General features: G+C 64.6%; 13 protein-coding genes. 3 read left to right on the plus strand and 10 right to left on the minus strand.

Going from position 1 to position 12,200, the window contains the following annotated elements:
• Nucleotides 1-29: 29 nt before the first annotated feature.
• Nucleotides 30-989 (minus strand): 2-hydroxyacid dehydrogenase, encoded by a 960-nt coding sequence (locus HUK73_RS12685; protein ID WP_369805524.1) that lies wholly within the window; start codon nt 987-989, stop codon nt 30-32.
• Between the two features lie 58 nt (nt 990-1,047).
• On the opposite strand from HUK73_RS12685, the gene HUK73_RS12690 reads away from it, so the two are divergent.
• Together HUK73_RS12690 and metW are read left to right on the plus strand one after the other, a co-directional pair.
• Complete coding sequence (locus HUK73_RS12690) at nt 1,048-2,184, plus strand: homoserine O-acetyltransferase (protein WP_176592222.1); 1,137 nt, start codon at nt 1,048-1,050, stop codon at nt 2,182-2,184.
• The gene (metW, locus tag HUK73_RS12695; protein ID WP_176592223.1) at nt 2,181-2,768 is read left to right on the plus strand and encodes a methionine biosynthesis protein MetW; all 588 of its coding nucleotides are present in this window, start codon (nt 2,181-2,183) and stop codon (nt 2,766-2,768) included. Before HUK73_RS12690 ends, metW begins: the two co-directional genes overlap by 4 nt.
• A gap of 60 nt (nt 2,769-2,828) precedes the next feature.
• Here metW and HUK73_RS12700 read toward each other — a convergent pair whose 3' ends face one another.
• From HUK73_RS12700 to HUK73_RS12710, 3 genes are read right to left on the minus strand one after another with little or no spacing between them, the layout of a single operon-like run.
• Nucleotides 2,829-3,449 carry a glutathione S-transferase gene (locus tag HUK73_RS12700; protein WP_255326269.1) on the minus strand — a complete coding sequence of 207 codons (621 nt, stop codon included), beginning with the start codon at nt 3,447-3,449 and terminating at the stop codon, nt 2,829-2,831.
• On the minus strand, nt 3,446-5,023 hold the full coding sequence (locus tag HUK73_RS12705; RefSeq protein WP_176592224.1) for a peptide chain release factor 3: 1,578 nt from the start codon (nt 5,021-5,023) through the stop codon (nt 3,446-3,448). The genes HUK73_RS12700 and HUK73_RS12705 overlap by 4 nt, the downstream gene beginning before the upstream one ends.
• 44 nt (nt 5,024-5,067) lie before the next feature.
• Entirely contained in the window at nt 5,068-5,949 is an 882-nt protein-coding gene (locus tag HUK73_RS12710) for an aldose 1-epimerase family protein (protein WP_176592225.1), read from the minus strand.
• Between the two features lie 93 nt (nt 5,950-6,042).
• Here HUK73_RS12710 and HUK73_RS12715 point away from each other — a divergent pair, with 93 nt between their 5' ends.
• Nucleotides 6,043-6,570: a hypothetical protein gene (locus HUK73_RS12715; protein WP_176592226.1), complete on the plus strand. Its 528-nt coding sequence runs from the start codon at nt 6,043-6,045 to the stop codon at nt 6,568-6,570.
• Nucleotides 6,571-6,689: 119 nt separating this feature from the next.
• Here the strand turns inward: HUK73_RS12715 and pheT are convergent, their stop codons facing one another.
• The 6 genes from pheT to rpmI all read right to left on the minus strand — a co-directional run bounded on the left by pheT (nt 6,690) and on the right by rpmI (nt 11,973).
• Nucleotides 6,690-9,119, minus strand: a complete 2,430-nt coding sequence (gene pheT / locus HUK73_RS12720; protein ID WP_176592227.1) for a phenylalanine--tRNA ligase subunit beta — start codon at nt 9,117-9,119, stop codon at nt 6,690-6,692.
• The gene (gene pheS, locus HUK73_RS12725) at nt 9,116-10,219 is read right to left on the minus strand and encodes a phenylalanine--tRNA ligase subunit alpha (RefSeq protein ID WP_176592228.1); all 1,104 of its coding nucleotides are present in this window, start codon (nt 10,217-10,219) and stop codon (nt 9,116-9,118) included. The genes pheT and pheS overlap by 4 nt, the downstream gene beginning before the upstream one ends.
• Before the next feature lie 23 nt (nt 10,220-10,242).
• Nucleotides 10,243-10,602 (minus strand): GIY-YIG nuclease family protein, encoded by a 360-nt coding sequence (locus tag HUK73_RS12730; RefSeq protein WP_176592229.1) that lies wholly within the window; start codon nt 10,600-10,602, stop codon nt 10,243-10,245.
• A gap of 78 nt (nt 10,603-10,680) precedes the next feature.
• The gene (locus tag HUK73_RS12735) at nt 10,681-11,301 is read right to left on the minus strand and encodes a LysE family translocator (RefSeq protein ID WP_176592230.1); all 621 of its coding nucleotides are present in this window, start codon (nt 11,299-11,301) and stop codon (nt 10,681-10,683) included.
• Between the two features lie 92 nt (nt 11,302-11,393).
• Nucleotides 11,394-11,756 carry a 50S ribosomal protein L20 gene (rplT, locus tag HUK73_RS12740; protein ID WP_007689504.1) on the minus strand — a complete coding sequence of 121 codons (363 nt, stop codon included), beginning with the start codon at nt 11,754-11,756 and terminating at the stop codon, nt 11,394-11,396.
• A gap of 13 nt (nt 11,757-11,769) precedes the next feature.
• The gene (gene rpmI / locus HUK73_RS12745) at nt 11,770-11,973 is read right to left on the minus strand and encodes a 50S ribosomal protein L35 (RefSeq protein WP_007689506.1); all 204 of its coding nucleotides are present in this window, start codon (nt 11,971-11,973) and stop codon (nt 11,770-11,772) included.
• Between the last annotated feature and the right edge of the window lie 227 nt (nt 11,974-12,200).

Genomic DNA, 12,200 nt, shown 5'->3' on the forward strand with positions numbered 1-12,200 from the left:
TCGAAGCGAAACGCAAAGTGCCAGAACGTCTACACCACGGGCGTCAGCAAAGGCTCCCCCGCCGCCCAGGCGTCCAGATTGGCCAGCACCAGATCGGCCATCGCCTTGCGCGTCTCAATGGTCGCGCTGCCCTGATGGGGTTGCAACACCACATGATCCATGGCGAACAGCGCTTCGGGCACATGCGGTTCGTTCACGAACACATCAAGGCCCGCGCCCGCGATCCGCCTGTCCGCCAGTGCAGCCACCAGCGCGTCTTCATCGATCACGCTGCCCCGGCTGATATTGATGATATATCCCTCCGGCCCCAACGCATCCAGCATGGCGGCATCGATCAGCCCCCGCGCTTCCGGCCCGCCGGAGGTCGCGACGATGATCACATCGCTTTGCGCCGCGAATTCGAGCGCATCGGCCACATAATGATAGGTCGTGTCCGCTGCCGGCCGCCGGTTGTGATAGAGGATTTCCCCCGCCACCGGCTCCAGCCGCCGGGCAATGGCGCGCCCGATCCGTCCCAGCCCCAATATCCCGATCCGCTTGCCCGTCACGCGCCCGCACAGCGCCGGCTTCGCGCCCCGCGCCCAGTCGCCTGCGCGCACCGTCCGGTCATTGGCGGCGATATGGCGCACCGTAGCATAAAGCAGACCCACCGCCAGATCGGCCACATCCTCCGTCAGCACATCGGGCGTGTTGGTGACGCGGATGCCTTTGGCCCGCGCATGATCGATATCGACCTTGTCATAGCCCACGGAAAACAGCCCGATCATCTCCAGCCGGGGCAAGGCATCCATGATCGCGGCGGGGGCACCCACCGACCCGAAACTCACCAAGGCCCGCGCCTCCCTCACCTGCGGCGGTAATGCGGCAAGATCGGCATCCGCCGCCACCCGATGAACGGCAAAGCGCCGGTCCAGCGCTTCGTCCAGATAGGGATAAAGGGGACCAAAGGCGACAACAGGGATGGGAGCATTATCGGTCATGCCCGCGATGTAGGCCAAAGGGCAGCCGATTGACAGACTCCACCCCCGGTCCTAGCCCGGACAGACAATGGCCAGCGCGTCCTTTCCCGATGATATTCGTTTCGGCCTGCGCCGTCAGGTGCGCCTGACGGGACCGCTGCGCCTCGACAGCGGCGCCTCCCTCGGCCCGGTCGACATCGCCTATGAAAGCTATGGGCAGATGAATGCGGACCGCTCCAACGTCATCCTCATCTGCCATGCGCTGACCGGCGATCAATATGTCGCGTCGGAGCATCCCGTCACCGGCAAGCCCGGCTGGTGGTGGCGGCTGGTGGGTGAAGGAAAGCCGGTCGATCCCAGCCGCCATTTCATCATCTGCGCCAATGTCATCGGCAGCTGCATGGGGTCCAGCGGCCCGGTCAGCATCGATCCCGCGACCGGCGAACCCCATGCCATGCGCTTCCCGGTCATCACCATTGCCGACATGGTGCGCGCGCAGGCAATGTTGCTCGACCATCTGGGCGTGGACCGCCTCTCCGCCGTCATCGGCGGATCGATGGGCGGGATGCAGGCGCTGAGCTGGCCGACCCTCTACCCGGAGCGCGTCGAAAGCTGCATCGTCATCGCCTCGACCGCCCGCCACAGCGCCCAGAACATCGCCTTCCACGAAGTCGGGCGGCAGGCGATCATGGCCGATCCCAACTGGCGCGGCGGCGACTATTATGCCGACGGCGCGATCCCCAGCGCAGGCCTCGCCGTCGCCCGCATGGCCGCGCACATCACCTATCTCTCCGAAGCGGGCCTCACCGAGAAATTCGGGCGACGTTTGCAGGGGCGTGACGCCAAGACCTTCGGCTTCGACGCGGACTTCCAGGTCGAAAGCTATCTCCGCCATCAGGGCCTGAGCTTCGTCGAGCGTTTCGACGCCAACAGCTATCTCTACATCACCCGCGCCATGGACTATTATGACATAGCCGAGGACCATGGCGGCAGCCTCGCCAACGCCTTTGCCGCATCGAAAGCGCGCTTCTGCCTCGTCAGCTTCGACACCGACTGGCTCTATCCGACAGCGGAATCCCGCATCATCGTCCACGCCCTCAACGCGAGCGGCGCGCAGGCGAGCTTTGTCGAACTCTCAAGCCCCTTCGGCCATGACGCCTTCCTGCTGGAATGCCCCGAACTCAACCGGGTGGTCGATGGCTTCCTGAAAGGCGGCCGCGCATGAGCCTGCGCCCCGACCTTGCCCTGATCGCGCGCACCGTGACGCCGGGCGCCCGCGTCCTCGACGTCGGCTGCGGCGACGGCGCGCTGATGGCGGCGCTGCGCGATACGAAGCAGGTCGACGCCCGGGGCCTTGAAATCGACCCGCATAATGTCGCCGCCGCCGTGGGCCGGGGCCTCTCGGTCGTGCAGGGCGACGCCGACACCGATCTCACTTACTATCCGCAAGCTAGCTTCGACTACGCCATCCTCAGCCAGACGCTCCAGACCACCCGCCATCCCGACCGCGTGGTCGAGGAACTGCTGCGCATCGGGCGGCAGGCCTTCGTCTCCTTCCCCAATTTCGCCCATTGGCGCGGACGGCTCTCGCTCTTCTGGGGCGGGCGGATGCCGGTGACGCGGCTGCTGCCCGACACATGGTATGACACGCTCAACATCCACCATGTCACGGTCGACGATTTCCGCGCGCTGGTGAAGGATCGCGGCTGGACCATCGACGGCCAGTGGTTCCTCAAGGGCGACCGGGAAACCACCCACGCCAACGCCAATCTGTTCGCGGAACATGCGGTGTTCCTGCTGCGGAAATGAGCATTTTCAAGTCAGATGGAAACATCTGACGACTCGGAAAATGCGGCAAGCAAAGGGCGATCAATTCAGAAACAGCGACTCGTCGCCCTCGGCCCAGGGTTTCAGACGGACCATGACGCGGACAAAGACATCCGATGCCAGATGCTCGCCCAGCCAGCGCCGGACGTGCGGCAAGGGCTGATCCGCGAACCACTCCGGCTCCGTCGCCGCGAACTGGCGGATGAAGGGAAAGATCGCGATATCGGTCAGGGACCGCCGATCGCCGGTCAAATAGCGGCTGCGCTCCAGCCGCGTTTCCAACATGGCCAGCCATGCCATCGCCTGCCCCCGATGCTCCACGGGATCGGACCCATGGCGGCTGGCATATTTGTAGCGGTCGAGATGGCTTTTGAACGGCCCGTCATTGGCGGCGATCAAATCGCTGTCCTCACCCGCCAGCCATTGCTCCGGATCGTGCCGGCCAAGCGCCCAGCGCATGATGTCCAGACTTTGGTCCAACACCGACCCATCCGGCAACAGCAGCACCGGCACCGTCCCCTTGGGCGAGATCGCCAGCATGTGGGCGGGCTTGTCGCGCAGCACGATCTCGCGCAGTTCCACCACCTGCCCGCTCGCCAGCAGCGCCATGCGCGCCCGCATCGCATAAGGGCAGCGCCGGAAGCTGTAGAGAATCGGGTTCAACGCTCCTTGGTCGCGCTGAACTTCACCTTGGGATGCCGTTCCTGCTGATAGCCGATATCCCAGGCGCTCTTCGCCATGAAGACGAGATTGCCGTCGCGATCCTTGGCCATATTGGCGCCGTTGAACGACACCAGATCCTTGACCGCGGCGTCATCCCCGGACACCCAGCGCGCCGTGTCGAAGGGCGACTGTTCCAGCCCGGCCGCGACCTTATACTCCGCCTCCAGCCGCGAAATCAGCACTTCCAGCTGAAGCTGCCCGACCACGCCGACGATCCAGTTCGACCCGATCTCCGGATAGAAAACCTGAATCACGCCCTCTTCGCTGAGGTCGTCCAGCGCCTTGCGCAACTGCTTGGTCTTGGTCGGGTCCTTCAGTGCCACGCGGCGCAGGATTTCCGGCGCGAAATTGGGCAGGCCGGTGAAGCGCAGCCCCGGCTTCTCGGACAGCGTATCGCCCACGCGCAGCGCGCCATGATTGGGGATGCCGATGATGTCGCCGGGGAAGGCCTCGTCCGCCAGTTCGCGGTCCTGCGCGAAGAAGAGGATCGGAGAATGCACCGCCAGAGCCTTGCCCGACCCACTTGGAGTCAGCTTCATGCCGCGCCGGAACTTGCCCGACACCAGCCGCATGAAGGCGATGCGGTCGCGGTGCATCGGGTCCATATTGGCCTGCACCTTGAAGATGAAGCCGGTGACTTCGCTCTGTTCCGGTTCGATCGGCGCAGGCTCGGCGGGCTGGGCGCGGGGCGGCGGCGCATGGGCGGCCAGCGCGTCGATCAGTTCGGTGACGCCGAACAGCTTGAGCGCCGACCCGAAATAAACCGGCGTCAGGTCGCCATGGCGATAGCGGCCAAGGTCGAATTCGGTGTAGCCGCCCTGCGCCAATTCGGCTTCCTCACGCAGCTTCTCCAGCGCGCGGGGCGACAGATAGTCGGCCAGCTTCGGATCATCCAGACCGCTGAACTGGTGCCGCGTGCCGTCAAATTCCTTGCTTGGCCCGACCGGCTGCATCAGCTGGTTGGTGGCGAAATCGTAAATGCCCTCGAAATCGGCGCCCATGCCGACCGGCCAGCTCATCGGGCAGACGTCGAGCTGCAACTGGTCGGCCACTTCATCGATCAGGCCGAAGGTTTCGCGGCCCTCGCGGTCCACCTTGTTGACGAAGGTGATGATGGGCACGTTGCGCAGGCGGCAGACCTCGAACAGCTTGCGGGTCTGCGGTTCGATGCCCTTGGCCGCGTCGATCACCATGACGGCGGAGTCCACGGCGGTCAGCGTGCGATAGGTGTCCTCGCTGAAATCCTCGTGGCCCGGCGTGTCGAGCAGGTTGAAGGTGATCGTCTCGCCATCGCGCGTCCGCTCGAAGGTCATGACCGAGGACGTCACGGAAATGCCGCGCTGCTGCTCGATCTTCATCCAGTCCGACCGCGCGCGCCGGTTCGCGCCACGCGCCTTGACCTCACCGGCCAGGTGAATCGCGCCGCCTTCCAGCAACAGCTTTTCGGTCAGCGTGGTCTTACCCGCGTCAGGGTGCGAGATGATGGCAAAGGTGCGGCGGGAAGGAATGCTCATGGGCGGCCCATATAGCGATTCGCGGGGGATTCGCCAGTCGGGCCTCAGCCGGTGAGGCTGACATCCATCCGAAACGCCCGTTCCTCGCCCGGCGCGAGCCGCAATATGCCCTGCTTCGCCCAGACATCGCCTTCAAAACCAACGGGATCGGCCATCCCCGCCCAAGGCTCGACGCAGAGATACTGCCCCCCCGGCTTCTGCCACAGTCCCAGCCATGGCGTATCGGGAAAGTCGATCTGAAGCCCCCTCTGCCCCGGCACGCCCCAGAACAGGCTGCGGCTCTCCAGTTGGTCCCAGATCAGCGCGTCGCCCTCGAACATCTTATGGGTCGGCGCCAGCACCGCGCCCTCTACCGGCGAAGCCACGCTCTCCAAAGCGATCAAGCCCGGCTCATCGCCCACTTTGCGGATCAACGCGGGCTCGGCCTTCTCGAACACCACCCGATGCTCCTCAACCGCACCGCCATAGGGCAGAGGCCAGGCAAAGGCCGGGTGATAGCCGAAGGAAAAGGGCATGTCGGTTTCGCCGGGATTGGAGACGGTCGCCGTCATCCGCAACGTCCGCCCTTCCACCGCAAAGCGCATGTCGAGCCGGAAATCGAAGGGATAGACCGCCCGCGTTTCCACATCCGCCTCCAGCCGGAAGGTGACGGCATCGCCGCTCCTCTCCGCCACGGAAAAGTCCCTTCGCCGCGCAAAGCCATGCTGCGGCATCGGATAATCCTGCCCCTGGTAGCGATAGACATCCCCCCGCGACCGCCCGACATAGGGAAAGAGCAACGGCGCATGGCCCGTCCACCAGCGCGGATCGGCATCGGTCATCAACTCGCGCCCCTCCGCATCCTTGAGCGACCAGAGTTCCGCGCCAAAAGGATGGATATGGGCACTCAGGCCATCCGAAGCGATGCTGATGAAATCGTCCGCCATGTGCTGAAATCTCCTTCCCTGCCGGCATAGCGGCGAAGCAGGCCGGGAACCACGCCCTATCTCAAGCGGTTGCAGAAGCAGGGAGAAAAACGGATGAAATGGATCGGGATCGTTGCGCTGCTGCTCTTGCCGACCGCCGCCATCGCGCAGGAGCAGGAGAAAAAGGACGACGCGCTCAAAAAGGCCGGCGACATCGCCACCCAACCGGCGCGGGACGTGGGTCTCGACAAGGACAGGATTCCCGCCATTCTGCAGGATGCGGTGGAGGAACCCTATCAGCGCCCGCCATCGCACAGTTGCAAGGCGTTGAAGACGTCGCTCGATGAACTGGACGCCGTCCTGGGACCGGACTTCACCATCGGCCAGAAGGCCAATGAGAACCGCACCGGCAAGATCGCGGAAGCCGTCGGCAAGACGATCGTCAATTCGATCATCCCCTTTCGCGGGCTGGTGCGCGAGATCAGCGGGGCGGCCCCCGCCGAGCGTCGCCTTCAGGCCGCCGTCACCGCCGGCATCGCCCGCCGCGGTTATCTGCGCGGGCTGGCCGACGCCAGGGGCTGCAAGATCATGAGTCCACCCCCGACTCCGCAGGAAAAGGACGAGGACGCCGCCAGAAAATAGGCGGCGTCACCAGCCTTTAGAGCGTGCTGCGTTAAATCGGACGCAGGAAGCACGCTCTAAGTTTTTATTGTCGCATCGTTGAAAGCGGAAAACCGGTTCCCACTTTTCCGCACGATGCTCTAGGCCCTGAGCGTGCCGCCCAGCTTCCCGGCGGCCTTGACCACCGCCGCGCTGATCGCGTCCAGCTCCTCCTGGGAGAAGCTCTTTTCGCCCGGTTGCAGGGTGATTTCGATGGCCAGGCTCTTCTTGCCATCCTCCACGCCCGGCCCGACGAAGACGTCGAACAGCCGCGCATCGACAATGACCTTCTTGTCCGCACCCTTGACCGCGCGGACCAGCGCATCGGCCTCGACCGCTTCGTCGATGACGAAGGCGAAGTCGCGCTTCACCGCCTGAAGCGCGGGCGGCGCATAGGGCGCGCGCATGAAGCCGCTCTTGCGCTTGGCCGGGATCGCGTCGAGGAAAATCTCGCCCGCGACCACCGTGCCGGTCAGTCCGAACTGCTTGGCGAGCGACGGATGCAACACGCCGAACTCGGCCAGCACGACCTTCGGCCCCAGCCGCAACGTGCCCGACTGGCCCGGATGATAGGCGCCCGAAGCGTCGCCAAAGCTCTGCAAATTCGCCGCCGGCGCACCGGCCGCGGCCAACAGCGCGATCACTTCGCCCTTGGCATCGAAGGCGGAGAAGGCCTGCGCCTTGCCCGTCTGCCAGCCACGCGCAACCTTCTCGCCCGCCAGCACGAAACCGACCGTCGCTCGTTCCCAACTCCCATCATTCTGGCCCGCGAAATAGCGCCGCCCCAGCTCGAACAACCGCACGCAAGCCGCGCCGCGATCCATGTTCCGCCGCGTGGCCGAGAGCAGGCCGGGCAGCAGCGAAGGCCGCATGACCTTCAAATCTTCGGAAATCGGATTGGCCAGCGTCCAGTCGCCGCCACCGACGGAGGCCGCTTCCTTCTCCGAAATGAAGGACCAGTTGATCGCTTCGGCAAGACCACGCGCCGCCGCCGTGCGGCGTACCCGCCGCTCGATCAGTTGCTCCGCGGTCGCGGTCGGCTTGGCGACGCCCGGCATGCGCGGCAGCGGCGTGGACGGCACCTGATCCAGCCCGACGATGCGCACCACTTCCTCGACAATGTCGGGCCAGCCATCGACGTCACGCCGCCAGCTCGGCACGGTTACGGTCCAGTTGGCCGGGGTCGTGACCGGCACGCCATCCTGATATTCAAAGGTCGAGTCATGGCCCTGAACCCCGAAGCCAAGGCTTTCCAGGATGCGCTTCTGCTCACCCTCGGGCACGTCAACCCCCGCCAGCGCCAGACATTGCGACGGCTCATAGGTCACGATCTTGTTCGCCACCGGCGGGCTGCCCGCCCGCGTCGCCTCGCTCGCCGTGCCGCCGCACAATTCCGTCACCAGATAGGTCGCGATCGACAGGCCGTCATCGAGGAACGCCGGGTCCACCCCACGCTCGAACCGCCCGCGCGCGTCGCTGGTCAGCGCCAGCTTCTGCCCCGTCACTGCGATCCGCTCCGGCGTGAAATAGGCGCATTCGATCAGCACATCGGTCGTGCCGTCCTGCGCGCCCGAATGCTCGCCGCCCATGATGCCGCCAATGTCGTGCACCGCCTCATCGTCCGCGATGACCGTCATCGTCTCATCGACGGTATAGGTCTTGCCGTTGAGCGCCAGCACCTCTTCGCCGGGGCGCCCCTTGCGCGCCACCAGTCCGCCCTTCAGCGTTGCCATGTCATAGACATGCAGCGGCCGCCCAAGGTCGATCATGATATAGTTGGTGATGTCGACCAGCGTGCTGATCGGCTTCTGCCCGATGGCCTTCAGCCGCTTCGCCATCCACTCCGGCGACGCGCCGTTCTTCACGCCCTTCACGGCGCGCGCGAAGAAAGCGGGACAGCCATCGGCGTCCTCGACCCGCACATCCGGCCCCGGCCCGACGCCCTCGACGGTCGGCACGACGATGGCGTTCAGCGTGCCGAGGCCCGCCGCCGCCAGATCGCGCGCAATGCCGCGCACGCCCATGCAGTCCTGCCGGTTCGGCGTGATCGACACATCGATCACCGGATCGTCCAGCCCGGCCCATTGCGCATAGACCTGACCGACCGGCGCATCCGGGTTCAACTCGATGATCCCGTCATGATCCTCGCCCAGTTCCAGTTCGCGGAACGAGCACATCATGCCGTTGGATTCGACCCCGCGAATGGCGGTCTTCTTCAGCACCATGCCGTTGACCGGCACCACCGCGCCTTCGGTCCCGAACACGCCGACCAGACCGGCCCGCGCATTGGGCGCGCCGCAGACGACCTGCAAGGCGCCATCGCCCGCATCCACGGTCAGCACCTGCAACTTGTCCGCCTGCGGATGGGGCTCCGCAGTCAGCACGCGGGCGATGCGGAAGGGGGCCAGCTTCTCCGCCGGATTCTCCACCCCCTCGACCTCAAGCCCGATGTTCGTCAGGCCCTTCAGGATCGTCGGCAGGTCGGCATCGGTGTTGAGATGCGTCTTGAGCCAGCTCAGCGTGAACTTCATGCGCCCACTCCTCCGCTGAGCGTGGGAACATCCAGCGCCGAGAAGCCATAATGTTTCAGCCAGCGCAGATCGCCGTCGAAGAAAGCGCGCAAGTCGTTCATCCCATATTTCAGCATCGCCAGCCGGTCGACGCCGGTGCCGAAGGCAAAGCCCTGCCATTCATCCGGGTCCAGCCCGCACGCCTCGATCACGCGGCGGTTGACCATGCCGCTGCCCAGCACTTCCAGCCAGCCGCCGCCCGGCGCATCGCCGTCGCCGCCGATCACCCGCTGGCCGTTGGTGAGGGTGTAACCGACGTCTACCTCGACCGAAGGCTCGGTGAAGGGGAAATAGCTCGGCCGCAGCCGCAGCACGATGTCGTCCCGCTCGAAAAAGGCCTTGAGGAAGGTTTCCAGCGTCCATTTGAGGTGGCCAAGGGTGATGCCCTTGTCGATCACCAGTCCCTCGATCTGATGGAACATCGGCGTGTGCGTCGCGTCGCTGTCCGAGCGATAGACCCGGCCCGGCGCAATGATGCGGATCGGCGGCTCCTCGTTCATCATCGTGCGGATCTGCACCGGCGAGGTGTGGGTGCGCAGCAGCATCTTTTTCCCGTCCCCATTCTCATCGGAGCCGTCGGGGAAATAGAAGGTGTCATGCATCGCCCGCGCCGGATGCGTCTCCGGGATGTTGAGCGCGGTGAAATTATGCCAGTCGTCCTCGACCTCCGGCCCCGTAGCGACGGAGAAACCGAGGTCCGCGAAAATCTCGGCCAGCTCGTCCATCACCTGACTGACGGGATGGACCGACCCCTGCGCGCCCAGTTCGGCGGGCAAGGTCATGTCGATCTTCTCGGCCGCGAGCTTGGCATCGAGCGCAGCCTGCTCCAGCGCCGCCTTCTTCTCGGCCAGCGCGGCGGTCGCGCTCTCACGCAAATCCTGGATCGGCGGGCCTTTCTCCAGCCGCTCCTCCGGGCTCATGGGTCCTAGGGTCTTGAGCAGCCCCGTCACCACCCCATTCTTGCCCATGGCACTCACACGAAGGGTTTCCAGCGCCTCCAGCGTGTCGGCGGCGGCGATGTCGGCGATCAGGCCGGCTTTCAGATTGGCAATCTCACTCATCTTAAAGTCGTTCCACTTTCCCGTCATTCCCGCGAAAGCGGGAACCCATCTCCTGCCCTCTCGCGGCTTAGCGCAGGGAGGGGTTCAAAGCCGAAAGCCAGAGCCAGATCATCCCATTCGGGATTTTCAGCCTCGATCAGCTCGATCTTCCACTGCCTGTTCCATTTCTTGATCCGCTTTTCCCGCACTATCGCGCTATCCATCGCGTCATGCGTTTCGAACCAGACAAGGCGCTTGACGCCGTAGTCGCTGGTGAAGCCATCGATCAAGCCGTTTCGATGTTCGTATAGCCGCTTTACGAGGTCGGAAGTGACGCCTGTGTAAAGCGTTCCGTTCTTCCGGCTCGCCAATATGTAGACGGTGGAGTTGATCTCGCGCTTCATCGCACCCTCAAGAGATGGGTTCCCGCGTTGGCTTTCGCCGCCCTTCGGGTCGCGGGAATGACGGGTTGGGAGGGTTTTCTACGCCCGCGCGCCCAGCAGCGCTCCGCCAAAAGTGATGAACATCAGCCCCGTGCCCCGATTGAACAGCCGCTGCCGGTTGGCGGGCGCCAGCCAGCGGGCGAGCTTCACCCCGCCCAGCGCATAGACGCACTGCCAGCCGAACTCGATGGCGACGAAGCTGACCACCAATATCGCCAACTGCACCGCAAAGGGCCGGTCCGTATCGATGAACTGCGGAAACAGCGCGGCGGCAAAGATGATGAGCTTGGGATTGCTGAGGCCGGTCAGCAGCCCGGTGCCATAAAGCGCCCGCAGCGACCGCGCCCGTGTCGCGCCGACTTCTCTCGCGTCCCCCACCGGCGCACGCCACGCCTTGATCCCCAGCCAGAGCAGATAGGCGACCCCCGCATAGCGCAGAATATCGAACAGGCGCGGCGAAGCCTTCAGCAACGCCCCCAATCCCAGCGCCGAAGCGATCAGGCACAGCAGGATCGCGCTCATCAATCCCGCCATGGTGGCGATGGCCCGTCGCGGCCCATGGTGAATGCTCTGCGTCATCACATGCAGCATGTTCGGTCCCGGCGTGGCCGAGATCAGGAAAACCGCCGTGACGTACAACCACCAGATATGAAGCGACATGGGGAAATCTCCCAGAGGCTCAGAAACGAGAAAGGGCGCCGAAGGCATCTGCCCCGGCGCCCCTTTCAGACGATCTTGCGACCGATCTTGGCTCAGGCCGCGGGCAGCGCAGCCTTCGCCTGGGCGATGATGGCGCTAAACGCCTCGCCTTCGTGCATCGCAATGTCGGCCAGAACCTTGCGGTCCAGCTCCACGCCGGCCAGCTTCAGGCCGTGCATGAACTGCGAATAGGTCAGGCCTTCGGCGCGGACGCCAGCGTTGATGCGCTGGATCCACAGGCCACGGAAGGTCCGCTTCTTGACCTTGCGGTCGCGATAAGCGTACTGGCCGGCCTTTTCGACAGCCTGACGGGCGATGCGGATCGTATTCTTGCGACGGCCATAATAGCCCTTCGCCTGATCCAGAATCCTCTTATGCTTCGCCTTGGTGGTCGTACCACGTTTTACGCGTGCCATGTGCCTCTACTCCTTACTTCAGGCCGTAGGGCGCCCAGAGGCGCACGTGAGCCACGTCGGCGTCGGACATGACCGACGTGCCGCGGTTCTGGCGGATATATTTGGCGTTGTGGCTGATCAGGCGGTGACGCTTGCCAGCGACGCCGTGCTTGACCTTGCCGGAAGCGGTGAACTTGAAGCGCTTCTTCACACCGCTCTTGGTCTTGAGCTTGGGCATTTTCGTCTCCTTTTTCAGCGCGACGATTACGGACAGCCACGGCAGCCCTAGTTAGCCGGGCGGTCCTTCCGAATATCGCGAAGGGCGGCCCATAGTCGGACGCGCACCGAAAGGCAAGCGATTCGGACCCAAAATCCGCTCCCGGCGTTGAAGCGCCATGGCCGATGCCGATCCCCTCCGGCCGAACCGCCCAGCAAGAGCACCCCGGCGGACCAAGAGCGGGCATG

The sequence above is a fragment of the Sphingobium sp. EM0848 genome, from assembly GCF_013375555.1.
Classification (GTDB): domain Bacteria; phylum Pseudomonadota; class Alphaproteobacteria; order Sphingomonadales; family Sphingomonadaceae; genus Sphingobium.

What these genes read in the sequence shown, in the direction of transcription:
- HUK73_RS12690 (WP_176592222.1), top strand. Translation starts at nt 1,048, where the DNA reads ATGGCCAGCGCGTCCTTTCCCGATGATATTCGTTTCGGCCTGCGCCGT.
- metW (WP_176592223.1), top strand. Translation starts at nt 2,181, where the DNA reads ATGAGCCTGCGCCCCGACCTTGCCCTGATCGCGCGCACCGTGACGCCG.
- HUK73_RS12705 (WP_176592224.1), bottom strand. Translation starts at nt 5,023, where the DNA reads ATGAGCATTCCTTCCCGCCGCACCTTTGCCATCATCTCGCACCCTGAC.
- HUK73_RS12710 (WP_176592225.1), bottom strand. Translation starts at nt 5,949, where the DNA reads ATGGCGGACGATTTCATCAGCATCGCTTCGGATGGCCTGAGTGCCCAT.
- HUK73_RS12715 (WP_176592226.1), top strand. Translation starts at nt 6,043, where the DNA reads ATGAAATGGATCGGGATCGTTGCGCTGCTGCTCTTGCCGACCGCCGCC.
- pheT (WP_176592227.1), bottom strand. Translation starts at nt 9,119, where the DNA reads ATGAAGTTCACGCTGAGCTGGCTCAAGACGCATCTCAACACCGATGCC.
- pheS (WP_176592228.1), bottom strand. Translation starts at nt 10,219, where the DNA reads ATGAGTGAGATTGCCAATCTGAAAGCCGGCCTGATCGCCGACATCGCC.
- HUK73_RS12730 (WP_176592229.1), bottom strand. Translation starts at nt 10,602, where the DNA reads ATGAAGCGCGAGATCAACTCCACCGTCTACATATTGGCGAGCCGGAAG.
- HUK73_RS12735 (WP_176592230.1), bottom strand. Translation starts at nt 11,301, where the DNA reads ATGTCGCTTCATATCTGGTGGTTGTACGTCACGGCGGTTTTCCTGATC.
- rplT (WP_007689504.1), bottom strand. Translation starts at nt 11,756, where the DNA reads ATGGCACGCGTAAAACGTGGTACGACCACCAAGGCGAAGCATAAGAGG.
- rpmI (WP_007689506.1), bottom strand. Translation starts at nt 11,973, where the DNA reads ATGCCCAAGCTCAAGACCAAGAGCGGTGTGAAGAAGCGCTTCAAGTTC.